The organism is Pantoea sp. Ap-967 (assembly GCF_011752565.1).
GTDB lineage: Bacteria > Pseudomonadota > Gammaproteobacteria > Pseudomonadales > Pseudomonadaceae > Aquipseudomonas.
This window is the reverse complement of record NZ_VWXK01000005.1, coordinates 180,454-204,954: the sequence shown is the minus strand read 5'-3', so window position 1 is coordinate 204,954 and position 24,501 is coordinate 180,454. Positions and strand designations below refer to the sequence as shown.

The window sequence follows — 24,501 nt, the reverse complement described above, 5'->3', positions numbered from 1 at the left end:
CGAGCTACGCTCGCTCCTACCCGTTCAGCGCGGCTGCTGGCTAGGCCAGGCGCTGGCCTGAATCGGGCACGATCAGGATACCCGCCCGCAAACCATTCTTGACCTTGGGGTTGGGGAAGATGATCCGTGCGCCCTCCTCCTCCACCACCCAGCGCATTTCCGCCAAGTCTTCGGCCAACAGGTAACCCTTGCTCAGCTCGGAGAAGTTCTCGATGTCCGCTGGCAGGTGCAGGTGGAAGCTGTCGCTGTGCTTGATGATCTCGCGGGCCACGCTGAACAGCTTCAAGCCATCGAGCGAGGCTTCGGGCTCGGGCTCGGTGCCCTCGATGATCTGGATCAGGCGCAGCTCCAGGCGGTCGAGGTTGACCTGCTCGTTCTGCCCGAATGGCCGCGCCTTGCCCAGCTCCAGGGTAAAGGCCTCGGCGCCGAGTTGTTCATAGGTGAAGGCACTGAAGGTGATCGATGACTTGCTTTGCAGCAGCACCGCCTCCATGCCGGCCGCCGCCAGGCGTGCCAGCTCACGGCGCGAATGCTGGCGCCCCTCCTTGTAGGGGTACAAGGCGAACTGCTCGATCTTCGAGCCACGGATGGCGGTATGCAGGTCGTAGTGCAGGCGGGTGCGCTCGGGCTTGCTGAAAAACACCCGGGCGAACTGCTCCAGTTCTGCAGCACGCAGCGCCTCGAAACCACTGGACAGCTCGTGGCGGCCATTGAACAGGCGGTTGATGTCCTGCTCGATGTAACGCTCGCCCTTGCGGATCGCTGCCGGGTTGCCGAACAGGAACAGCACCCGCGCCCTGGGCTTGATCTTGCCATTGGCCACGCCGTGCAGCAGCCGTTCGAGCAATTCGATCGGCGCCGTCTCATTGCCATGGATGCCCGCCGACAACAGCAGGTCGAGCCCGCAGTCCTCGGCTTCGGCGGGGCGAACTTCCAGGGCGCCCTCGCCCAGCCAGCGCAGGCGCACGCCCTTGGGTGTCACTTGGGTCTTCTCGGCCGGTTCGTGATCGGTGAGGGTCAGCTCAAGCAATTTGCCAAGGGCGAGCATAGGCGCTTCCTTAGTGGTGGTGGCCGCAGTCGGGGCCGTGGACGTGGTCGTCATCTTCACCGGCTTCGGCCGGTTCCATTTCCAGCTGCAGGCTGACCAGGTTGGTGGCCATCGGGCGCAGCAGCAGGTTGGCGTACTCGGTGTCGTCTTCCTCGACATCCACGCCGATCAGCAGCTGGCCACGGCCGTCCTGCTGAATCCACACTTCCTTGCCTTGCCAAACCACAGCAAAGCGGGTGCAGGAAGTTTCCAGTTGGGTGCCGTCTTCATCTTCCAGGATAAGGCGCAGGGCGTCGGTCATTGCAAAGTCTCTCTTCAAGGTTGGCGTTGGAACGGATAGACCGAACCCAGCTTGAGGATCTGGGTCAACTCATCCAGTGCCGTACGGCACTCCACCAGCAACTGCGGGTCGGCAAGGTCGGCTTCGCCGAGGCGGTCGCGGTAATGCTTGTCGACCCACTGCAGCAGGGTGTCGTACAGCGTGGCGGTCATGATAACGCCTTCGTTGACCGCCGCCAGTTCCGTTTCCTTCAAGGCCACGCGCAAGCGCAGGCAAGCCGGGCCACCGCCGTTCTGCATGCTCTGCTTGAGGTCGAACACCTTGACCTCCTTCACCGCGCCGCCCTGGGCGGTAAGCTGGCCCAGGTACGCCCAGACCCGCTCGTTGTTACGGCACTCTTCCGGCACCACCAGCAACATCGAGCCGTCCTCACGGCTGAGCAACTGGCTGTTGAACAGGTAGGAACGCACGGCGTCCTCTACCGCAACCGCCGCCCGCGGCACGCGAATGGCCTGGAAGTTGCCGCCCTTGCTGGCCAGTTTAGCCTGCAGTTGGCCCAGCACCGTATCGGTGTCGAGGAAGGCATCCTCGTGGTAGAACAGCACCTCGCCATTGCCTACCGAAATCACATCGTTATGGAACACGCCCTGGTCGATTACCGCCGGGTTCTGTTGAGCGTAGACCACGCCCCCCTCGCTCAGCCCGTGCAGCCGGGCAACGGCCTGCGAGGCTTCCAGGGTCTGGCGGGCCGGGTACTTCTGCGGCGCCGGGTAGCGGCTGTCGAAGGCGCTACGGCCATACACGAAGAACTCGACGCCGGGCTCGCCATAGGCGCGGCAAAAGCGCGTGTGGTTGGCCGCGCCCTCGTCACCGAACTGTGCCACAGCTGGCAGCGCCGGGTGATGGGCAAAGTGTTGCTCATTGTTGAACATGGCCGCCAGCACACGGCTGGTGGTCGGGTGCTCGATGCTGCGGTGGTACTTGCAGTTGAGGTTGGCGGCGGTGAAATGCACACGGCCATCGGCGGTGTCGGCACTGGGGCTGACCGTGGCGGCATTGGCCACCCACATGCTCGATGCCGAGCAACTGGCCACCAGCAGCGGCATGGCTTCCCTGGCCGCGCGCTGGATCACCTCGGCGTCGCTGCCGGCAAAGCCCAGGCGGCGCAGGGCGGCCACGTCAGGGCGCTCCTGGGGCGCCAGCACGCCTTGCTTGAAGCCCATGTCGGCCAGCGCTTTCATCTTCGCCAGGCCCTGGCGCGCCGCTTCCCGGGGGTTCGAACCTTGCTGGCTGTTGCTCTGCGATGCCACGTTGCCGTAGGACAGGCCGCCGTAGTTGTGGGTTGGCCCCACCAGGCCATCAAAATTCACTTCATAGGATTTCATCGGCTAGGCTCCGTGACCTGTTGTTATAGGGTGACGCCCGGCGTCAGGGTCGCCGGCAGGGCAAGGCTGGCGGTCTCCAGCGAAGCCACGGGGTACGCGCAGTAGTCAGCGGCGTAGTAGGCGCTGGCGCGGTGGTTGCCACTGGCGCCGACACCGCCAAACGGGGCACTGCTGGCGGCACCGGTGAGTTGCTTGTTCCAGTTGACGATGCCGGCACGGCTGCGCAGCCAGAAGTACTGGTAGCGTGCGCGGGAGTCGGACAACAGGCCGGCAGCCAGGCCGTACTGGGTATTGTTGGCCTCGTCGATGGCGGCATCGAAGTCGGCGTAGCGAATCACCTGCAGCAGCGGGCCGAAGAACTCTTCATCCGGGCGCTCGGCCACCGCCGTCACATCCACGATGCCCGGGGTAAGCAGCGCGGCGTCAGCCTGCGGCTGGGTCATTCCCAGCAGCGTCAGCCCACCCTTGGCAACCAGCTCGGCCTGGGCCGCGAGCAATGCCCGCGCCGCCTGCAGGGAAATCACCGACCCCATGAACGGTGCCGGCTGGGCATCGAAAGCGCCGACCGTGATGGCCTTGCACACCTCGACCAGGCGCGCCAGCAGCGCGTCGCCCCAGGCGCCCTGCGGCACCAGCAGGCGGCGCGCACAGGTGCAGCGCTGGCCGGCGGAAATGAACGCCGACTGGATGATGGTGTACACCGCCGCGTCCAGGTCCTTGACCTCATCCACCAGCAGCGGGTTGTTGCCGCCCATTTCCAGGGCGAGGATTTTGTCCGGGCGGCCCGCGAACTGCTGGTGCAGCAGGTTGCCGGTGCGGCTGGAGCCAGTGAAGAACAGGCCATCGATGCCAGGGTTGGCGGCCAGCGCCACGCCTGTTTCGCGCGCCCCCTGCAGCAGGTTCAGCACGCCTGGCGGCAAGCCGGCGGCAACCCAGCAGTTGACGGTCAGCTCGGCAACCTTGGGGGTCAACTCGCTGGGCTTGAACACGACGCAGTTGCCTGCCAGCAGCGCCGGCACGATATGCCCGTTGGGCAGGTGGCCGGGGAAGTTGTACGGGCCGAACACCGCCACCACACCGTGGGGCTTGTGCCGCAACACAGCGGTAGCGTCGGCCAGCGGGCCACTTTTCTCGCCCGTGCGCTCGCGGTAGGCCTGCACCGAGATCGCCACTTTGTTGACCATGCTGGTCACTTCCGTGGCCGACTCCCACAACGGCTTGCCGGTTTCTTCACCAATGCAGTGGGCCAGCGCCTCGGCATGCTGGCGCAGCTGGTCAGCGAACCGCTCCAGCACGTCGATGCGCGCCTCCAGGCTCAGTTGCGCCCAGGCTGGAAAGGCCTGGCGCGCCGCCTTGACGGCAGCCTCGACCTGGCTGGCATCAGCACCCTGCCCGGCCCACACCACGGCCTGGCTGACCGGATTGAGCGATTCCAGGGCTTCACCCTGGCCGGCCTGCCACTGGCCGCCAATGTAATGCGTGGTCATTTACGAGGCCTCCCGGCTGGCCGACAGCGGCACGGCGCGCACGTTGTCGCCAGCGCCCATGCGCAGGCGCTTGGCGGTCAGCGGGTCGACCACCAGGGTGCCCGCGGCCAGGCGCGCTGGCGCTGCGGTGATGCGGCAGTCGTCACGCTTGCGGTTGTGAATGATGTAAGGGGTGGCGTCATCGCCTGGCGTGCCCACGGCCAGCACCAGGGTCTGGCTGTCGCGCACCGCGCGGATCTTCGAGGTTTCGCACTCGATGGCCGGGCCTGCGTCGAAGATGTCGACGTAGCCCTGGTAGTTGAAGCCTTCCTGCTTGAGCATCGCCAGCGCAGGCTCGGTGTCGGTGTGCACGCGGCCGATGACATTGCGCGCATCCTCGGACAGGAAGCAGGTGTACAGCGGGAACTTGGGCATCAGCTCGGCGATGAACGACTTGTTGCCCACGCCGGTGAGGTAGTCGGCCTGGCTGAACTCCATCTTGAAGAAGTGCCGGCCCAGGCACTCCCAGAACGGCGAGCGGCCGTGCTCGTCGGACATGCCGCGCATCTCGGCGATGATCTTCTTGCCAAACAGCTCGGGGAACTCGGCGATGAACAGCATGCGCGCGCGGGACAGCAGGCGGCCATTGAGCCCGGAGCGGTAGTCGCTGCGCAGGAACAACGAGCACAGCTCGGAGTTGCCGGTCAGGTCATTGGCCAGGAACAGGGTCGGGATCTCGCGGTAGATGTTCAGTTCCTGCGAGGCGCTGACGGTGAGGCCAACCCGGTAGTTGTACCAGGGCTCGCGCAGGCCGACGGCACCCGCGATGGCACTGATGCCCACCACCAGCCCTTCGTCGTTTTCCAGCACGAACAGGTAGTCGGTGTCGCCGCGCTCGGCCTCGCCACGGAAGCTTTTCTCGGCCCAGCCAACACGGTGGCCCAGGCGCTGCTCGTTGGCCGGCAAGGTGGTCAGGCCGGTGGTGCCGGTGCTGCGTGCCAATTCGATCAGCGCGGGTAAATCGCTGCTGCGTACGGGACGGACGATCATGCTATCTCCTTGTGCGGCGGCCAGTGCCGGCCGCATGACTCTCTATACTCGCCAAGCGCTGTTCCTGGCGCGGCGCGGCTCAGGCAGCGACCAGGCGCACGCTGGCGCCTTCGCCAACCCCCAGGGCATCGGCCGCCTGGCTGCTCAGGATGACCGGCTTGCCCGGCACCCAGTCCAACTCCAGCAGCACGGCGCGGTAATCCTGCAACTGGCCGTTGCACACCAGGTACGGGCGCCCGCCCTTGACCGGGGTGTCGTCCACTTTCACCGGCACCACGCGGCTCTGGGCAATCGAGCGAATGCCCGAGGCACGGGCATGCAGGGTTGGCCCGCCATCGAAGATGTCGATGTAGTGCTCGGTCTCGAAGCCTTCGCGCATCAGGATGTCGAACGTGATTTGCGCTCGCGGGTGCACCTGGCCCATGGCCTCCTGGGCCTCGTCGGGCAGCAGGGGCACGTAGATCGGGTAATGCGGCATCAGCTCGGCAAGGAAGGTGCGGCTCTTGAGCCCGCACAGGCGCTCGGCATCGGCGTAGTTGAGGTCGAAGAAGTTGCGGCCGATGGCATCCCAGAACGGCGACTCGCCCTGCTCGTCGCTGAAGCCGACGATTTCGGTCACCACCGAATCGGCAAAGCGCTCGGGGTGCGCGGCCATGAACAGCAGGCGCCCACGCGAGTTGAGCTCGGCCCAGCCGCTGTTGACCAGCTCCGGCAGCACATAGAAGCTGGTGAGCAGGCTGTTGCCGGTGAGGTCATGGCACAGCGACAGCACGTGGATTTTGTTGTGGATCTTCAGCTCGCGCGAGGCGTGCACGAAGGTTTCATTGCGAAAGCTGTAGAACGGCTCGGAATAGCCGGCCGAGGCGACAATGGCCGAGCAGCCAACGAGCTTGCCGGTGTCGCTGTCCTCCAGCACGAAGAAGTAGCTCTCTTCGCCATTGAAGCTGACTTCGGCGGCGAAGGAGGTTTCCGAGGCGGCAATCTTGTCGCCCAGGCGGGCGGCATCGTCCGGCAGCGAGGTGACACCAACGGGGCTGTCGGCAGCCATGCGCTGCACTTCGTTCAGGTCAGCCATTTGCGCGGGGCGCATCACCAGCATGGTGTCACTCCTTTGGAAAAACGGGCCATTCGTGACGGCACGGAAAAACGGCGGGCACGCTGGCGCCCGCACTGGAATTCGGGGTTCACCGGCCGCGCGCCTTGTCCAGGCGCGGCCGGTGAAGGGACCGCAGGCAAATCAGGCCTGGGTCAGTTGCGCCACGGCGCGCTCGAAGCGGTTCAGGCCTTCGTCGATGTCGGCGTCTTCCACCACCAGGCTTGGGGCGAAGCGGACCACATCGGGGCCAGCCTGCAGCACCATCACACCTTCTTTTTCAGCAGCATTGAGCACGTCCTTGGCCTTGCCATGCCAGGCGTCGCTCAGCACACAGCCGATCAGCAGGCCGACGCCACGCACCTGGGTGAACAGGCCATATTGCTGGCCGATCTTTTCCAGGCGGGTTTTGAAGCGCTCGTGCTTGGCCTTGATACCGGCCAGGGTTTCTGGCGTGTTGACCACATCCAGCACCGCGCAGGCAACGGCGCAGCCCAGTGGGTTGCCACCGTAGGTGGTGCCGTGGGTGCCGACTGCCAGGTGCTTGGCCAGCTCGCTGGTGGTCAGCATGGCGCCGATCGGGAAGCCGCCGCCCAGGCTCTTGGCGCTGGTGAGGATGTCGGGGGTTACGCCGAAGTGCTGGTAGGCGTACAGCGAGCCGGTACGGCCAACGCCGGTTTGCACTTCATCGAAGATCAGCAGGGCGTTGTGCGCGTCACACAGCTTGCGCGCGCCTTCCAGGTAGGCCTTGTCGGCCGGCACCACACCGCTCTCGCCCTGGATCGGCTCGATCACCACGGCGCAGGTCTTGTCGGAAATCTGCGCCTTCAGCGCTTCCAGGTCGTTGTACGGCACGTGGCTGATGCCGGTGATCTTCGGGCCGAAGCCGTCGGAATACTTCGGCTGGCCACCGACGCTGACGGTGAACAGGGTACGGCCGTGGAAGCTGTTCACGGTGGCGATGATTTCATGCTTCTCGGGGCCGAAGCGGTCGTGGGCAACGCGGCGGGCCAGCTTGAAGGCGGCCTCGTTGGACTCGGCGCCGGAGTTGCAGAAGAACGCGCGGTCGGCAAAGGTGGCGTCAACCAGCTTGTGGGCCAGGCGCAGGGCCGGCTCGTTGGTGAAGACGTTGGACACGTGCCAGAGGGTGTTGGCCTGTTCGGTCAGGGCCTTGACCAGCGCCGGGTGGCAATGGCCCAGGGCGTTCACCGCGATGCCGCCGGCAAAGTCGATGAGTTCGCGACCGGACTGGTCCCAAACGCGGGAGCCCTCGCCTCGCACAGGAATGAAGGCCGCCGGAGAATAGTTGGGGACCATGACCTGGTCGAAATCGGCACGTTGCACCGGGGCTTGCTCAACGGACATCTGAGTCTCCTGAAGAGGAACGCTGGCCTGGAAATGGCGAGCGATGGGGGGATTGTAAGGACTGATCCACGCCTGTCCTTGCGGCCAAGCGACAACTTGTTACAGCGCAAAACCCAGTTTTACCAAGGCTTTCGGCAATGCGACAAACACTGTCGCAATCGCGCAGTGTACGGGAGAGAGGGGGCTGGGTGAACGGGTGTGCACAAGGATTGAGGGGGATTGGTTAGACGCGGGGGTATGTCGATATTTTTGTGTCGCCTGGGAGATCGAGCGCCGCGCGGGCGGCGCTCGGTATCCGCACCACCATCAATCCCAAGGCATACACCCCGGCCCCAACAGAATCTCAGCCCTTCTCAGCCGGCGCCGAGCTCAACTCGAACGGGCTGCTGCTGCGCCGCTGGTTGCGGTCTTCCCGCGGCGTGGCGCCGAAGAAGTTGCGGTAGGCACTGGAAAAATGCGGCCCAGAGGAGAACCCGCACGACAAGCCGATCTGGATGATCGACTTGCTGGTCTGCATCAGCATCTGCCGCGCCTTGTTCAGCCGCAGCTCCAGGTAATACTGGCTCGGCACGCGGTTCAGGTACTGCTTGAAGATACGCTCCAGTTGCCGGCGCGATACGCACACATGCTGGGCGATCTCGTCGGTGGTCAGCGGCTCCTCGATGTTGGCTTCCATCAACAGCACCGCCTGGGTCAGCTTCGGATGGCTGGAGCCCAGCCGGTTCTGCAACGGAATGCGCTGACGCTCGCCCCCTTCGCGAATCCGCTCGACCACCAGCTCCTCGGACACCGCACCGGCCAGTTCCGCCCCATGGTCACGGGCCAGCACCGCCAGCAACAGGTCGGTGACGGCCATGCCGCCACACGCGGTGAGGCGATCACGGTCCCAGTCGAACAGGTGGCTGGTGGCGATCACCTTGGGGAAGCGCTCGGCGAAGTCGTCCTGCCAACGCCAGTGCACCGCCGCGCGGTAGCCATCGAGCAGGCCGAGCATGGCCAAGGGATACACGCCGGCGGACAGCCCACCGATCATGCAACCGCTGCGCGCCAGCTGCTTGAGCGCCGCCGCCAGCGACGAGCCCACCGCCTGGGGCAGGTCGTCGGCCAGCAGAAACAGCTTGTGGCACCCTTCCAGGCGCCCGCTCCACGGCTCGCCCGGCAGGCGCCAGGCGCCCTCCTCGGCCGGCTCTGCCTGCAGGAAAGCCAGCTCGTAGGCCACCTCGGGATGCACGTGCTGGGCCACCTGCAACACTTCCTCCGCCAGCGCCAGGGTCAAAGGCTTGGTGCTTGGCCAGATGAGAAAACCGATTCGCTGGGTGGTCATAGGGTGCGGTCCGAAACCTTGGGATCGTTCGAGTCTGTGGCGCCAGGGCATGCGGCGCTCGCTGCGCAGCATGCCCTACTTTGGTGCGAAGGTGCAGCCTTTTACTTCAGGCTGCCGGAAAGGAACTGCTTGAGCCGTTCCGATTGCGGGTTGGCCAGCACCTCACGCGGGCAGCCGGTTTCCTCCACCAGGCCCTTGTGCAGGAACACCAGCTGGTTCGACACTTCACGGGCAAAGCCCATTTCGTGGGTTACCACGACCATGGTCCGGCCTTCCTGAGCCAAGGCCTGCATGACCTTGAGCACATCACCCACCAGCTCCGGGTCCAATGCCGACGTCGGTTCGTCGAACAGCATAACCTCTGGCTCCATGGCCAGGGCCCGGGCAATTGCCACACGTTGTTGCTCGCCGCCCGACATATGGCCAGGGAAGGCATCCTTGCGGTGCGCCACGCCCACCTTGTTCAGGTAATGCTCGGCCTTTTCCAGGGCTTCCTTCTTGTTGACGCCCAGCACATGCACCGGTGCCTCGATGATGTTTTCCAGCGCCGTCATGTGCGACCACAGGTTGAAGTGCTGGAACACCATCGACAGGCGCGAACGCATGCGTTGCAGTTGGCGCGGGTCAGCCGCCTTGAGCGCACCGTCCTTGCCAGGCAGCAACTTGAGCTCTTCATTGTTGAGCAGAATCTTGCCTGCGTGCGGCTGCTCCAGCAGGTTGATGCAGCGCAGGAAGGTCGACTTGCCCGAACCGCTGGAGCCGATGATGCTGATCACATCGCCCGCCTTGGCCGCCAGGGACACGCCCTTGAGCACTTCATGGCTGCCATAGCGCTTGTGCAGGTCTTGGACTTCGAGTTTGTACATGCTGTCGGTTCTCACAGAGCGTTCAGTGCTTGCGCGGCGCCAGGTAGCCGAGCCAGCGGCGTTCGGCCATCTTGAACAGGCGCACGAGGATGAAGGTCAGGCACAGGTAGAACACGCCCGCCGTGATATAGGCCTCGAAAGGCAGGTAGTACTGGGCGTTGACCGTGCGTGCGGCACCGGTGATGTCGATCAAGGTGACGATCGACGCCAGGCTGGTGGTCTGCAGCATCATGATCACTTCGTTGCTGTACTGCGGCAGTGCCCGGCGCAAGGCCGACGGCAACAGGATGCGGCGGTACATCTTCATGCGCGACATGCCCATGGCCTTGGCCGCCTCGATCTCGCCATGGGGCGTGGCCTTGAGGCTGCCGGCGATGATTTCCGCGGTGTAGGCACTGGTGTTGATGGCAAAGGCCAGGCAGGCGCAGAAGGTTGCGCTGGACAGCCACGGCCAGAAGATACTTTCGCGCACCACCTCGAACTGGGCCAGGCCGTAGTAGATCAGGAACAGCTGCACCAGCATCGGCGTGCCGCGGATGACGTAGGTGTAGAGCCACGCCGACACGTTCACCAGCGGCCGCTTGGACACGCGCATCAGGCCCAGCGGAATGGCCGCCAGCAGGCCGAACAGCAGCGACAGCGCCAGCAGCTTGAGGGTGGTCAGCAGGCCGCCAAGGTACAGCGGCATGGCCTGCCAGACGACGTTGTAGTCGAAGATCATAGTTCAGCCACCTTGACGCCCACCGAGTAGCGGCGTTCCAGATACTTCAGCGCCAGCAGCGAGATACTGGTCAGCACCAGGTACAGCGCGGCCACTGCCAGGAAGAAGGTGAAGGGTTCGCGGGTGGCGTCGGCGGCCTGCTTGGCCTTGAACATCATGTCCTGCAGGCCGACCACCGAAATCAGTGCCGTGGCCTTGGTCAACACCAGCCAGTTGTTGGTGAAACCCGGGATGGCCAGGCGAATCATCTGCGGCACCTGGATGCGGAAAAACACCTGGCGCGCGCTCATGCCATAGGCCACGCCGGCTTCGGCCTGGCCCTTGGGAATACCGAGGAACGCACCGCGGAAGGTTTCCGACAGGTACGCGCCGAAAATGAAGCCCAGCGTGCCGATACCGGCCACCAGCGGGTTCAGGTCGATGTAGTCGTCATAGCCGAGCAGCGGTGCCACCCGGTTGATGAGGTCCTGGCCGCCGTAGAAGATCAGCAGGATCAGGACCAGGTCGGGGATGCCACGAATCACCGTGGAATACAGATCCCCCAGCCAGGCCAGCCAGCGCACCGGCGACAAGCGCAGCGCCACGCCGATCAGGCCGAGGACAATGGCCAGGGCCATCGACGACAGGGCGAGCTGCAGCGTCAGCCACGCCCCGTCGAGGATGACTGCCCCATAGCCTTTCAACATGATTGGGATTCCTCAGGGCTTGGGAATGAAAAATGGTGCAAACCTCAGAGCTTCTGCTGTTTGCACCATTGCACAGGTGAAACTCGACGTCTTAGTTCGAGTCTGGACCGTAGATGTCGAAGTTGAAGTACTTCTTCTCGATTTCTTTGTACTTGCCGTTGGCGCGGATGGCGTCGATGGCCTTGTTGATGCGCTCGCGGTTGGCGTCGTCGCCCTTGCGCACGGCAATGCCAACGCCGTCACCGAAGTACTTCACGTCGGTGAACGATGGGCCAACGAAGGCGAAGCCCTTGCCGGCGTCGGTTTTCAGGAAACCGTCTTCGAGCAGGGTGGCGTCGGCCACGGTGCCGTCCAGGCGGCCGGCGGCGACATCCAGGTAGATTTCGTTCTGGGTGCCGTAGGGAACGACGGTGGCGCCTTTAGGTGCCAGCACTTCCTTGGCGAAACGGTCGTGGATCGAACCGCGCTGCACACCGATCTTCTTGCCCTTGAGCTCGTCGAGGCTTGCGCTGACGGCGGTACCTTCCTTCATCACCAGGCGCGCCGGGGTCAGGTAGTAGCGCTTGGTGAAGTCGACCGACTTCTTGCGGTCGTCGGTGATCGACATGGACGACAGGATGGCGTCGATCTTGCGCACTTTCAGTGCCGGGATCAGGCCGTCGAACTCCTGCTCCACCCAGGTACACTTGGCCTTCATCTCTTCACACAGGGCATTGCCGATGTCGTAGTCGAAACCGGCGATGCTGCCGTCCGGCTGCTTGAAGGCGAAGGGTGGGTAAGCGGCTTCGATGCCGATTTTCAACGGCTTTTCATCGGCCTGGGATACCAGGGAAAACACGGAAAGCGCCAGGGCGCCAAGCAGTGCGAGCTTCTTCATCAGGTAACTCCATCGGTACGGGGCAATACGAGGCAGGGGTAACAGCTGCCCGATATGCGAATGGGTACAACGCGAGCCGCGCAGGTTCGACCAAGGTCGCAGACCACGAGCGAGTGAGTGGCATTTTAACGACAGCCCGGTAGTCGATATTTCTTCAAAGCGACAACTACTTACAGAAGCGCTTGAAATCGCGGCGGGCGATGTTGACAGCTTTTGCAAAACATGCAAGAGCTCAAGGGAAATAACCTATAGACCTAGCAATTAGCGGGCCTATTATTGGCAAAGCCTTGTAATCCGGCAAGTGTAGCGTGCCGCCTTACAAGAAAAGGTGAAAAATCGCACTGCAATGGCGCAGAACTGTTTCCCTGCGCCCCGACCTTGTGCGTAATCGGTGACAGAACAGTTACCGATGAATGTCGGGTAACAGCCGAGCGCCGCGTATGACGCATCGCGAGCAACGCTCGCTTCTACCAGCCCTGCACAATCCCGGTAGGAGCGAGCAACGCTCGCGATGCGCCGCACGCGGCGCTCATTTGTGCAGCGATCAGGCCGAAGCCAGGTGCATCGCCTTGTGGGTATCGATCAGGTGCTGCACCACCCCTGGGTCGGCCAGGGTCGAGATATCACCCAATGCATCGTACTCGGCCGTGGCGATCTTGCGCAGGATGCGCCGCATGATCTTGCCCGAGCGGGTTTTCGGCAGCCCCGGCGCCCACTGAATCACATCCGGCGAGGCAATCGGGCCGATCTCCTTGCGCACCCAGTTCTTCAACTCAAGGCGCAGTTGCTCGCTCGGCTCGGTGCCGGCATTGAGGGTGACGTACACATAGATACCCTGCCCCTTGATGTCGTGCGGCACACCCACCACGGCCGCCTCGGCCACCTTCGCGTGGGCGACCATGGCGCTCTCGATCTCGGCGGTCCCCATGCGGTGGCCCGACACGTTCAGCACGTCATCCACACGGCCAGTGATCCAGTAGTAGCCGTCTTCGTCGCGGCGCGCACCGTCGCCGGTGAAGTACATGCCACGGAAGGTCTTGAAGTAGGTGTCGACGAAACGGTCGTGGTCGCCGTACAGCGAACGCGACTGGCCTGGCCAGGAGTCGAGGATCACCAGGTTACCCTCGGCGGCGCCTTCGATCAGGTTACCCAGGTTGTCCACCAGCGCAGGCACCACGCCGAAGAACGGGCGGGTCGCCGAGCCTGGCTTGAGCCCGGTGGCGCCCGGCAGCGGGCTGATCAGGATGCCGCCGGTTTCGGTCTGCCACCAGGTGTCGACGATCGGGCAGCGCTCCTTGCCCACGGTCTTGTAGTACCAGTTCCACGCCTCCGGGTTGATCGGCTCGCCCACCGAACCCAGCAGGCGCAGGCTGGAACCGTCGGCGCCTGCGACGGCAGCTTGGCCTTCGGCCATCATCGCGCGGATGGCAGTGGGCGCGGTATAGAGGATATTGACCTTGTGCTTGTCGACGATTTTCGACACACGGGTGATGTCCGGGTAGTTCGGCACGCCTTCGAACAGCACGGTGGTGGCGCCATTGGCCAGCGGGCCGTAGACGATGTAGCTGTGGCCGGTGACCCAACCAACGTCGGCGGTGCACCAGTACACCTCGCCCGGGCGGTAGTCGAAGACGCGCTCATGGGTCAGCGCGGCGTACACCAGGTAGCCGCCGGTGGTGTGCAGCACGCCCTTGGGCTTGCCGGTGGAGCCGGAGGTATAAAGGATGAACAGCGCCTCTTCGGCGCCCATTTCCTTCGGCGCGCAGTGGCTGGAAGCAACCTTCATCAGGTCTTCGTACCAGATGTCGCGGTGCTGGTGCCAGGCGATGTCGCCACCGGTGCGCTTGCACACGATGATCTTCTGCACGCTGTTGGTTTCCGGGTTGGTCAGCGCCAGGTCGACGTTGGCCTTCAGCGGGGTACGGCGCCCGCCTCGCACGCCCTCGTCGGCGGTGATCACCACCTTGGACTTGCAGTCGATGATGCGCCCGGCCAGGGCTTCGGGCGAGAAGCCGCCGAACACCACCGAATGGATCGCGCCGATGCGCGCGCAGGCCAGCATGGCCACCACGGCTTCGGGAATCATCGGCATGTAGATGGTGACCACGTCGCCACGGTGCACGTCCTGGCCACGCAGGGCGTTGGCGAACTTGCAAACCTGCTCGTGCAGCTCGCGGTAGGTGATATTGCGGTGTTCGGAAGGGTCATCGCCTTCCCAGATGATGGCCAGCTGGTCGCCACGTTCTTCCAGGTGACGGTCCAGGCAGTTGGAGGACACGTTCAGGGTGCCGTCCGCGAACCACTTGATGTCGACGTGGTGGTCGTCGAAGGACGTCTGCTTGACCTTGGTGAATGGCTTGATCCAGTCGATGCGCTGGGCCTGCTCGCGCCAGAAGCCGTCCGGGTTGATCACCGATTGCTGGTACATGGCCTTGTAGGTGGCCTCGTCGGTCAGGGTAGTGGCCGCAACCTCGGGACGAACGGGATACAGTGGAGCCGCACTCATCTGTGTTACCTCGGTGTAATAGTTGTTTTTGTATGGAACCGTTTGTAACTGTACCAGAGCGGCAAAAGCCATTCGACGATGGTAGTAGCGCGCGGGGCAAATCTTCACGCAACGCACGGCAAAGGCTCTAACCCGCAGCCGGCGGCGTGGCGAAGGAAAAAGGCAGGGGATTTTGCCGGGGGATTGTTACAGATTCTGGCAAAAGGCGAAAAAACTTTATCAAAACGCAGTCTGTTTCCTTTAGTTGCCCAGGCATAAGATTCACCTCGCCAGCAACGGCAAGGCGATTAACCACTGGAAACAGCCCCCACGAAGGCAAACGTTAATCCCCCTCTTATTTCGCTAGTTGAACTGAAGCTGTACCCGCGGCGCCACAAGCGCCGCGTGCCCCCTCACGACCTTAGACAGGTAAATAGAAAATGAAAGCTTTACTGGTATTGGTACTTGGCGGTCTTTGCAGCGCGGCCATGGCCGCCGAGGCAAACGATGTCGAGCAGATTCCGGTTGAACAGTACAGTTACTCGCAGCACCTGGACATCGCCCGCGTCATTTCCATGAGCGAAGTGCCCAATGTCTGCGAAGTGGTGCCAGCGCGCATGACCTATGAAGACTCCAAGGGTCAGAAGCACATTCTCGAATACCGCGTGATGGGGAACGGCTGCTCCAACGGTTGAGCCCAGTGAACGGGGCCCCCATGGCCCCATTCGCAATGGCAAGCCCGCCCCTACGCAATGGCGTCGCGCTGCACCTGTAGGAGCGGGCTTGCCCCGCGAAGAAGTTCACACCCAACTAACAATTTAAAAACAACCTTACTTAATCCGCCGACTTACCCAGGGAATAATCCCGCAACTTGTTGGCAATGGTAGTATGCGAAACCCCTAATCTTTTCCCCAAGGCCCGGCTACTTGGAAACTCGCCCATCAGGCTTTCCAACACCGCCTTTTCAAAACGCCCAACAATCTGCGCCAAGTCGCCGTCCAGGGAAAACTCGCCCAACGGTTGCCGCACGCCATAATCCGGCAGGCGTATATGTTCGCTTTTCACCACCCCGCCTTCACATAAAGAAACGGCCTGGAACAATACGTTTTCCAGTTGCCGTACATTACCCGGCCAATGGTAGTGGCCAAGTTTGTCCATCGCCGCCGGCGCCAGGCGCGGCAGGGCGCAGCCGATTTGCCGGCTGGCCTGGTCAAGAAAGTGCTGCACCAGGCCTTCAAGGCCGTCCATGCACTCACGCAGCGGCGGTATGTGCAACGACAGCACGTTGAGCCGGTGGTACAGGTCCTGGCGAAACTCGCCACGGGCGCAGAGCTCGGACAGGTCCACCTGGGTGGCGCAGATCACCCGCACATCCAGGTACACCTCTTCATCGCTGCCTACACGGCGAAAGCACCCATCCTGCAGGAAGCGCAGCAATTTCACCTGTAGGCGCGGGCTCATCTCCCCTACGCCGTCGAGGAACAGCGTGCCGCCGGCAGTCAGCTCCAGCAGCCCCAGCTTGCCCTCGGCACGCGCTCCCTCGAATGCACCGGGGCCATAGCCGAACAGTTCGGTTTCCGCCATCGACTCCGGCAGGCCGGCGCAATTGAGCGCCATCAGCGGCGCCTGGCCACGGGGGCTGGCCAGGTGGCAGGCACGGGCCAACAGCTCCTTGCCGGTGCCAGTCTCGCCCTCGATCAGCAAGGGCGCATCCAGCGGCGCCATCCGCCGTGCCTCGCGCACCACCGCAGCCATCACCCGCGAGCTTTGGAAGATGCTGTCGAAGCCGCGCAGCTCCTGCTTGCGCACGTTGTAGATACGCTCACCGATACGGTCGGCGCGGTGCAGGGTCAGTACGGCGCCGGCCAGGGCTTCGCTGTCGTCATGCTCGGACTGCAAGGGCGCGATGTCGGCCAGGAACACATCGCCCTTGACCTTGATGCGCAGGCCGTTGATGCGCGACTTGTTGGCCCGCACCAGCTCCGGCAGGTCGAAGTCTTCCACGTAACGCGCCAGCGGCATGCCCGGCACTTCATCCACCCGCACCCCGAGCAGCTGCGCAGCAGTGCGGTTGGCGGCAACGATGCTGCCGCCCATGTCGATCGACAGCACCGGAAAGTCCAGTGCGCCGAGCAAGGCGTTCAGTTCCATGTGCCGGCGTTCGCTGGGCATCAGCCCTACCCGCTTGACGCCAAACACCCCGGCAATCGCCTCGAACTTGGGCCGCAGCGCCTGGAACTGCAGGTTGATCAGGTTCGGGCAGTGCAGGTAGATGGCGTTGCCATGGTCGCCGCCGACTTCGCCGCGCAGCACGTTGATGCCGTACTCCACCAGCAGGTTGAGGATGTCGCGAAGAATGCCGATGCGGTTCTGGCAGTGCACTTTGATGCGCATGGAAGCTCTCGAAGCGGCGAAGTTTTTCAACTGCCCGCAGAAAAGTCGTAAAGATAAGCTGACAAAAACACAGGTTCTGCCCGCCTGACGAGGCGAATTTTCCGATACTCGGCCGCTTTTGTAAAATTATCGTTACAAAAATACCGAAATCAAGCACCCGGCTACCCTATCACCCCCTGTGCAAATGCTCCCGTGAAGGGCTATTTCTGATGCATGTCGTGGACATAACAAGAAAGCCCTCACCAGGAGAGCCACATGAAACAGACGCAGTACGTGGCACGCGAGCCCGATGCGCATGGTTTTATCGACTACCCGCAGCAAGAGCATGCGGTGTGGAACACGCTGATTACCCGCCAACTGAAGGTCATCGAAGGCCGTGCGTGCCAGGAATACCTCGACGGCATCGACCAGCTCAAGCTGCCCCATGACCGCATCCCGCAGCTGGGCGAGGTGAACAAGGTGCTGGGCGCGACCACGGGCTGGCAAGTCGCCCGGGTGCCGGCGCTGATCCCCTTCCAAACCTTCTTCGAACTGCTCGCCAGCAAGCGCTTCCCGGTCGCGACGTTCATCCGCACCCCAGAAGAACTGGACTACTTGCAGGAACCGGACATCTTCCACGAGATCTTCGGCCACTGCCCACTGCTGACCAACCCGTTCTTCGCCGAATTCACCCACACCTATGGCAAGCTCGGCCTGGCCGCGACCAAGGAACAACGGGTGTACCTGGCGCGTCTGTACTGGATGACCATCGAGTTCGGCCTGATGGAAACCGCCCAGGGGCGCAAGATCTACGGCGGCGGCATCCTCTCCTCGCCGAAGGAAACCGTCTACAGCCTGTCGGCCGCGCCTGAGCACCAGGCCTTCGACCCGGTCGAGGCCATGCGCACGCCGTACCGCATCGATATCCTGCAGCCGGTGTACTTCGTGCTGCCGAACATGAAGCGCCTGTTCGACCTGGCCCACGAAGACATCATGGCCATGGTCCACCAGGCCATGCAGCTGGGGCTGCACGCACCGAAATTTCCACCCAAGGCCGCTGCCTGAGCACCTTGCCGATAACAACTCGAACGGAAAAACCCACCATGAATGCCTTGAACCAAGCCCACTGCGAAGCCTGCCGCGCCGACGCGCCGAAAGTCACCGACGATGAACTGGCCGAGCTGATCCGCGAAATTCCGGACTGGAACATCGAAGTCCGCGACGGCCATATGGAGCTTGAGCGCGTGTTCCTGTTCAAGAACTTCAAGCACGCCCTGGCATTCACCAATGCCATCGGTGAAATCGCCGAGGCCGAAGGCCATCACCCCGGCTTGCTGACCGAATGGGGCAAGGTCACCGTGACCTGGTGGAGCCACTCGATCAAGGGCCTGCACCGCAACGATTTCATCATGTGCGCACGTACCGACAAAGTGGCCGAGGGCGCTGAAGGGCGCAAGTAACTGCATTGTCTGAGCGCACGCATCGCGAGCTGTGCTCGCTCCTACCGGGGGTGTGCGACCCTTTCGTAGGAGCGAGCAAAGCTCGCGATGCACCGCACATGCGGTGCCTCTATGCGTCCGGTATCCGCCCGCAAAACCGACAGGCGACCGGGAAAAAATACAAACTGTCATCCAGACTTGTGTATCCTGCCCGAGCTTTTCGAAGCCCCGAACGCGCCTGGCGCAGACTTTTCACTCACACTTGCGAGGAACGACGAGATGCATGAAATCCCGAATCTTCCCTTCCCAAGCCTGAACCCAGAAGAGCCAACCGTTGCTGCCCACTCCGAACCGACGCCTGGCGTCGAGGATGGCGACGATCAATCCAGCGCTGACCAGGAATAACTGCGCAATCCCTGCGACTGTGTGAAAACGGCTGACCTGCGGGCCACCGCCGTCCTCGCGTTTTCACACCGTCCCGATCAGCGCCTGCGCAACAACCTGCTACCACCTGCGCGGCTCAGCCCTCGACAGACTCATGCCTCCACACATCGAGAGGTTGAGCCATGTCACCCAGCACCGACCCCACCCCACTGTTGGCCCGAATAAAGGCCCTGGACATCGAAAGCGTGCGCCTGCATAGCGCAGTGTCCGGCCCGCTAACCCTGCAAACCTCGCTCAGCCGGCATTTTGACCAAGCGCTGGGTTTGGGCGTCTTGTTCCCCACCGACCTGCGCGATCACACCCTGCGCCAGCAACTGACTGACGCCTTTGCCAGCGAAGCGGCGCGCGAGCATTTCAACCGTATTCTGCAGCGCCCCGTCGATAGCCTGGCGCCCCCAGAACTGGTGGCACGCCTGCACGCCAAGCTGGCCAGTACCGTCATCGCCGCTACCGACAGCACATTGATCGCAGGGCTGGCCGAAGGCCCCACCCTCACCCAGCCCTATGCCAGCTGCAGCCTTGCCCAGTCACTCTGGGCCCGCCAGGCCTGCGCGAGCCGCCGCGACTGCTTCCTGGCCGCTGCCATATTGCTGTACCCGCGCCTGCCCCTGGTCGAGCTGCCACCCCGGGCACCGGCCTCCCCCCTGGCACTGGACGACTACCTGGCACTGCCAACGCTGGTCGCCCACCTTTTGCCTGCCGCCCACGGCGAACACCAGGCCGTGCGGCTGTTCAACACCCTGGGCGCAGATGCCTACGCACAAGGCACGCGCTATCGCCGGCCGACCACGCGGGAACTTCAGGCAGGCGCGACGCCCAACCAGCACGGCAAGGTGTTGCTGCCGGGCGCGGCGTTGAACGCGCCAGCGGCCCAGGCGCTCGATGCCCTGCTGCAGGGGGCTGAGTTCAGCCAATGGGCCAGGCAATTGGCCGACGCCGCAGAATGGGCGGCCGGGTCGGACGTGCTTGCCCTGGCCGAACAGGCGTTGATCGATGTGCTCTACCCGCCCGAAACGCGCCAGCCAGGGTTCATCAAGGACTTCGACCTGTTCAGCCCCGAGCATGCCGGCTTGGCGATCGAGGACATCCGCCTCGACCTGCTCAACAGCCTCCAGGCCAGCCTCGATTGCACCCCCGCGTTGGCGGCACTGGCCGGCGAGCTGCTGATGCGCCGTTTCGCCCCCGAGCTGCTGCTGGCTGATTGCCCAGCCGACTTCACCCTCGAACCCGACCTGCGCTGGATGGCAATCCACCAGGGTGCGCTGATTGTGCAGGCGCGCCAGCAGCCAATGACCTTCGACAACGCAGAGCAAGTGCTGTACTCACTACCCGCAACCGATGACCCGGTTCCCGAGCAGGCGCTGCGCCAGGCCCTTGGCGTATGGGCGCCGCTGCGTGGCGGGTTCGAGCAGTCCCCGCCCTGGTCGGACCAGCAATGGCAACTGGCCCTGCACCGCTACCTGGCAATCAGGGATGTGGCGAGCCTGGACGACCTGCCCGACCGCTTCGAAGAGGCCCGCCGCCAACTGCTCCAGGTCCGCATCGACCCCGACTCTCGCGATGTGGACAACCAGCTGCACCTGCTCAGGTACCTCGACCACGGCGCCGGCTACGCTCACATCGACCGGCTGCCAGACCCAAGCGCCTGGTACGAGTCGGCATTCAGCACCTGGGAAGCACGCGCCATCACCGTCTACCAAACCACCCTGCAGCGCTGCCTGAGCCACCTGCCGCAAGACCTGCACGAACAACTGGGCGATACCGCCTGGACAGCCTACGCGGTAACCTGGCCCGTCTACATCGGCCGGCAAGGGCGACCGGACTATGGCGCCAGCCCCGAAGCCGACTGGCAGCAACAGACGGCCACCCAAGGCTTGGTAATCCATGCCGGCGACACGCTCTACGAGCTGTTCCCGGAGCGCATGGCATGGCGAACCCACACCGTTACCGATACCTCGCCACAGGGCCTGGCCGAGCGCCTGACACTGCGCTACAGCGAATACAACCAAACAGCACTGCCCTGGCTGGCCGCAGACTTTCCCCGCCTGCAGCCCATTGGCGAAGCCCCCACGCAAGACCGCCTTGGCGCCCTTGCCCGGCTTTACGCCAGCGCCATCGCCCTGGGCAACCGCGAGCTGCTGCATGCCCTGGGCAAAGGTGCCACCCCGCATGAGCAATTCCTCGCCGAACGCCAGTCGGTCAGCCTCTGGCGCTACCTGCAGCGCGTGTTCGCCAACCTGATTCCCGGCCTTGACTGCATAGCGCCAGACAGTGAAATCGATGCCGCAGCGTGCATCATGGATATCGCCACTTTGAAAGGGTCGGTCATTTCGCTGGGCGGGCGCCAGTTCAAGGCATTGGCCAGGCTGCCTGGCATCCTCGGCCAAAGCGCCGCCAGCTCGCGCCTGAGTGCCATTCGCGCCGCCCGGCGCTGGAGCAATGTACCGGTACCGACGAGTTTCAACGCGCCGCCCACAAGCCCCAGGCGCTGGCACAGCGCACCTGAATTGGCCCAAGTGACGCCACAGGCCGGGGAACTGACGGTGCAGCGCAAGGCACTGCCGGGCCAGACGCCCGATGCCCTGCTGCTCGAACGGATACCCGGCAATGAAGCATCAGCGGCCTGGAACCTGCCTGGGTCAGCCACGCTGATTCCCCGTGACGACCATACTCTGGACATGATCGTGCAGGGCGCGGCCTATCGCCTCCCGCCTGCGAACAGCACCGGGCTGGCACGCCGCCTGGCCCATGAGCCGCTGCTGGGCCACCCCCCCACCGAGGTGCCAGTGCCCTACCCCAACCTGGAAGCACAGATCGCCTTGAATTTTTCCCCGCCCCCCCATGATGCTGGTACTCCGCGGTCCGGGCAAAAAGTCAGTTACGCCTTCCAGACCGTTCGGATCGAACCCGCTCCGATGCGCTACAGGCCACAGAACACCCGTTTCGATATCTGGGCGCAGGTCATGGTGCGCGAAGGCAAGGTGGTGGTTCACGCACCCAGGACACCCAAAGGCGTGAGGCCTTTGCCAGCCGAGCAAGGCCAGTTGCGCCTGGGCATTCTCTCTCCCCCTGTTTATCACCGGCGCATCGTGGTCGATCCGTCACCTGAACTGCGCTTCGGCCTACCGCTAGACATGCCAGCCGAGTACGTCAGGACAGTCACCGAGCACTGCCCGCCAGTGCGCCTCGGCGGGCTGGCACGCACCATCCCGGATCGCCGCACCCTGCGCGGTGCGTTGATCGATTGGCAAGATGAGCAGTGGCTGGTGGTCGAGGCCGACCTGGGGGTGTTCTATGGCGCGCCTTACCAGCCCTGGGCGTGGCAAATGCGCTTGCTGGACGCCCCGGCACAGCCGCACAGGCTGCCACAACCACCCCGGGCGCTTCGCCGCAGGCTGCAGAGGATTACCGACGAGCACGCCATCGAGAAATACCTGGAGATCAGCGAAACCTACCGCATCGTGGCCGAGCACCCTGACTTGCAGCGCGATATCGACAACCTGGCCCAGTTGCTGCGCGACTGGATCGCCCAGCGGCGGGCATTCGCCCCCTACCTACCCTCGGAGTACCAAGCGTTTTTCGACTCCGTGCAGGACGAACTGATCCCGGATTACGCAGCCAACATCCTGACCCAGAACTCGGCCCAGGACGCCCTGGCCGGGCTTGCCAAGCGGGGCGCCATTGGCTTGAACAAGGAGATCATCCCCGACTGGTGGCAATTCAACGACGCCAGCGCCCCAAGGCGCCAGCGAGTACTGGATATTCTCGACCACTTGCTACCGGCCCAAGGCAGCCACTCGGCCTACACCCCCATGGCCGGGCTGGAGCGACTCGATGACGGCGCCCTTCAGGCCCTGCGCCAGCATCTTTATCCCGCCAACCTGGCCTTCGCCAGCGTCACCCTGAAGGACCAGAGCCGCGTGGTGTTCTTCGCCTTGTCCGGCACCCCTGGCAGGCGCGCATTGGAGATTGCGCCCCAGGCCAGCGCCGCTGGCGCCGTGCGCTATATCGATGCACGCCAGCAGAACCACGGGCTGCCATCAGACCCTCGGTTCAGCGAGCTGACCACCCTGCGCCGTGCGGACTTCCTGTCGATACGCCACCACCAGCGCCACCTCGATGCCGAGCGGCATATCGCGGCCGCGCTGAACCGCAGCCTGCTTGAGCGCCGCGACGAGGTGCAGCGCATCGAGGTATTCACCCTGCTCGATGCCTGCCGCTCGTGTGGGGGCTTCGTCCTGCCGCGCTTGCGGCTGGATTACCCACACGCCAGCTTCAGTGTGACCTGGATGATCGAATATCCGGATTGAGCCATTGCTGAAAAGCTTCACCCGCAAACGGCCATGCTGTGGTTAAGATGGCGGCTCTTACCGCCAGCCTTACCGCAGCAATGGACCCCGCAATGCCAGCACGCACGCCCACCAACCTTGCCATCACCGGGCAAGTCGTCTCCATCGTCCTGTTCACCTTCATCGGCTACCTGAACATCGGCATTCCCCTGGCCGTACTGCCCGGCTACGTGCACAACGACCTGGGCTTCAGTGCCGTGATCGCGGGGCTGGTGATCAGCGTGCAGTACCTGGCCACCCTGCTCAGCCGCCCCACTGCCAGCCGCATCATCGACAACCTCGGCAGCAAGAAGGCGGTGATGTATGGCCTGCTCGGCTGCGGCCTGAGCGGCGTGTTCATGCTGGCCTGCGCCTTCCTCACCCACCTGCCCTGGGTCAGCCTGGCCTGCTTGCTGGTCGGCCGGCTGGTGCTGGGCAGTGCCGAGAGCCTGGTCGGCTCTGGCTCGATCGGCTGGGGCATCGGCCGGGTCGGCGCCGAGCACACGGCCAAGGTCATCTCCTGGAACGGCATCGCCAGCTACGGCGCACTGGCCATCGGCGCCCCGCTGGGAGTGCTGATGGTCAAGGGCCTGGGGCTGTGGAGCATGGGCGTGAGCATCCTGGCGCTGTGTGGCCTGGGGTTGCTGCTGGCCTGGCCGAAACGGGCGGCGCCCATCGTCAGCGGCAAGCGCCTGCCGTTCATGCAGGTATTGGGCAAGGTGTTCCCGCACGGGTCGGGGCTGGCCCTGGGCTCCATCGGCTTCGGCACCATCGCCACCTTCATCACCCTGTACTACGCCAGCCGCGGCTGGGCCAACGCAGCGCTGACCCTGAGCCTGTTCGGCGCCAGTTTCATTTGCGCGCGGCTGTTGTTCGGCAACCTGATAAACCGCATTGGCGGGTTCCGCGTGGCGATTGCCTGCCTGTCGGTGGAAACCGTGGGGCTGCTGATGCTGTGGCTGGCGCCCAATGCCGAACTGGCCCTGGCGGGCGCGGCGCTGAGCGGGTTCGGGTTCTCGTTGGTGTTCCCGGCGCTGGGGGTGGAGGCGGTGAACCAGGTATCGGCGGCCAACCGCGGGGCGGCGGTGGGGGCATACTCGCTGTTCATCGACTTGTCGCTGGGGATCACCGGGCCGCTGGTGGGGGCGGTGGCATCGGGGTTTGGGTTTGCCTCGATATTTCTGTTCGCGGCAGCGGCGGCGTGTTGTGGGTTGGGGTTGAGCCTGTACCTGTATCGGCAGGCTAAGCACCGGCGCAGGCCAACCGAATGA

At 63.8% G+C, this 24,501-nt stretch carries 19 protein-coding genes; 5 read left to right on the top strand and 14 right to left on the bottom strand.

Annotated features, from left to right (window positions below; translation table 11 throughout):
* Positions 1-40: 40 nt before the first annotated feature.
* The 13 genes from astE to acs form a co-directional block, all read right to left on the bottom strand.
* On the bottom strand, positions 41-1,048 hold the full coding sequence (astE, locus tag F3J45_RS07855) for a succinylglutamate desuccinylase (protein ID WP_167059898.1): 1,008 nt from the start codon (positions 1,046-1,048) through the stop codon (positions 41-43).
* 10 nt (positions 1,049-1,058) lie between these two features.
* A complete protein-coding gene (locus F3J45_RS07850; protein WP_167059895.1) occupies positions 1,059-1,349 on the bottom strand; it encodes a topoisomerase II in 291 nt (96 codons plus the stop codon).
* Between the two features lie 14 nt (positions 1,350-1,363).
* Positions 1,364-2,713, bottom strand: a complete 1,350-nt coding sequence (astB, locus tag F3J45_RS07845; RefSeq protein ID WP_167059892.1) for an N-succinylarginine dihydrolase — start codon at positions 2,711-2,713, stop codon at positions 1,364-1,366.
* Between the two features lie 23 nt (positions 2,714-2,736).
* Complete coding sequence (astD, locus tag F3J45_RS07840) at positions 2,737-4,200, bottom strand: succinylglutamate-semialdehyde dehydrogenase (protein WP_167059889.1); 1,464 nt, start codon at positions 4,198-4,200, stop codon at positions 2,737-2,739.
* On the bottom strand, positions 4,201-5,229 hold the full coding sequence (gene astA / locus F3J45_RS07835) for an arginine N-succinyltransferase (protein WP_167059886.1): 1,029 nt from the start codon (positions 5,227-5,229) through the stop codon (positions 4,201-4,203).
* Positions 5,230-5,308: 79 nt separating this feature from the next.
* Positions 5,309-6,328 carry an arginine/ornithine succinyltransferase subunit alpha gene (gene aruF, locus F3J45_RS07830; RefSeq protein ID WP_167059883.1) on the bottom strand — a complete coding sequence of 340 codons (1,020 nt, stop codon included), beginning with the start codon at positions 6,326-6,328 and terminating at the stop codon, positions 5,309-5,311.
* A 138-nt stretch (positions 6,329-6,466) separates the two neighbouring features.
* Positions 6,467-7,687 (bottom strand): aspartate aminotransferase family protein, encoded by a 1,221-nt coding sequence (locus F3J45_RS07825; RefSeq protein ID WP_167059880.1) that lies wholly within the window; start codon positions 7,685-7,687, stop codon positions 6,467-6,469.
* A 343-nt stretch (positions 7,688-8,030) separates the two neighbouring features.
* Complete coding sequence (argR, locus tag F3J45_RS07820) at positions 8,031-9,011, bottom strand: transcriptional regulator ArgR (RefSeq protein WP_167059877.1); 981 nt, start codon at positions 9,009-9,011, stop codon at positions 8,031-8,033.
* Positions 9,012-9,112: 101 nt separating this feature from the next.
* Complete coding sequence (locus F3J45_RS07815) at positions 9,113-9,877, bottom strand: ABC transporter ATP-binding protein (protein ID WP_167059874.1); 765 nt, start codon at positions 9,875-9,877, stop codon at positions 9,113-9,115.
* Between the two features lie 22 nt (positions 9,878-9,899).
* On the bottom strand, positions 9,900-10,598 hold the full coding sequence (locus F3J45_RS07810; RefSeq protein WP_167059870.1) for an ABC transporter permease: 699 nt from the start codon (positions 10,596-10,598) through the stop codon (positions 9,900-9,902).
* Positions 10,595-11,284 (bottom strand): ABC transporter permease, encoded by a 690-nt coding sequence (locus F3J45_RS07805; RefSeq protein WP_167059867.1) that lies wholly within the window; start codon positions 11,282-11,284, stop codon positions 10,595-10,597. Before F3J45_RS07805 ends, F3J45_RS07810 begins: the two co-directional genes overlap by 4 nt.
* Positions 11,285-11,375: 91 nt before the next feature.
* Positions 11,376-12,161 (bottom strand): ABC transporter substrate-binding protein, encoded by a 786-nt coding sequence (locus tag F3J45_RS07800; protein ID WP_167059864.1) that lies wholly within the window; start codon positions 12,159-12,161, stop codon positions 11,376-11,378.
* A 544-nt stretch (positions 12,162-12,705) separates the two neighbouring features.
* Positions 12,706-14,667 (bottom strand): acetate--CoA ligase, encoded by a 1,962-nt coding sequence (acs, locus tag F3J45_RS07795; RefSeq protein WP_167059861.1) that lies wholly within the window; start codon positions 14,665-14,667, stop codon positions 12,706-12,708.
* Between the two features lie 419 nt (positions 14,668-15,086).
* On the opposite strand from acs, the gene F3J45_RS07790 reads away from it, so the two are divergent.
* Positions 15,087-15,341, top strand: a complete 255-nt coding sequence (locus F3J45_RS07790; RefSeq protein ID WP_167059858.1) for a DUF2790 domain-containing protein — start codon at positions 15,087-15,089, stop codon at positions 15,339-15,341.
* Positions 15,342-15,480: 139 nt separating this feature from the next.
* On the opposite strand, the gene F3J45_RS07785 is transcribed toward F3J45_RS07790, so the two are convergent.
* On the bottom strand, positions 15,481-17,040 hold the full coding sequence (locus F3J45_RS07785) for a sigma-54-dependent transcriptional regulator (RefSeq protein WP_167059855.1): 1,560 nt from the start codon (positions 17,038-17,040) through the stop codon (positions 15,481-15,483).
* A gap of 255 nt (positions 17,041-17,295) precedes the next feature.
* On the opposite strand from F3J45_RS07785, the gene phhA reads away from it, so the two are divergent.
* The 4 genes from phhA (at position 17,296) to F3J45_RS07765 (ending at position 24,501) form a co-directional block, all read left to right on the top strand.
* Entirely contained in the window at positions 17,296-18,084 is a 789-nt protein-coding gene (gene phhA, locus F3J45_RS07780) for a phenylalanine 4-monooxygenase (protein ID WP_167059852.1), read from the top strand.
* A gap of 38 nt (positions 18,085-18,122) precedes the next feature.
* On the top strand, positions 18,123-18,479 hold the full coding sequence (locus tag F3J45_RS07775; RefSeq protein ID WP_167059849.1) for a 4a-hydroxytetrahydrobiopterin dehydratase: 357 nt from the start codon (positions 18,123-18,125) through the stop codon (positions 18,477-18,479).
* Positions 18,480-19,024: 545 nt separating this feature from the next.
* Positions 19,025-23,212, top strand: coding sequence for a deaminase domain-containing protein (locus tag F3J45_RS07770; protein ID WP_167059846.1), 4,188 nt, complete (start codon positions 19,025-19,027; stop codon positions 23,210-23,212).
* Between the two features lie 92 nt (positions 23,213-23,304).
* On the top strand, positions 23,305-24,501 hold the full coding sequence (locus F3J45_RS07765; RefSeq protein WP_167059843.1) for an MFS transporter: 1,197 nt from the start codon (positions 23,305-23,307) through the stop codon (positions 24,499-24,501).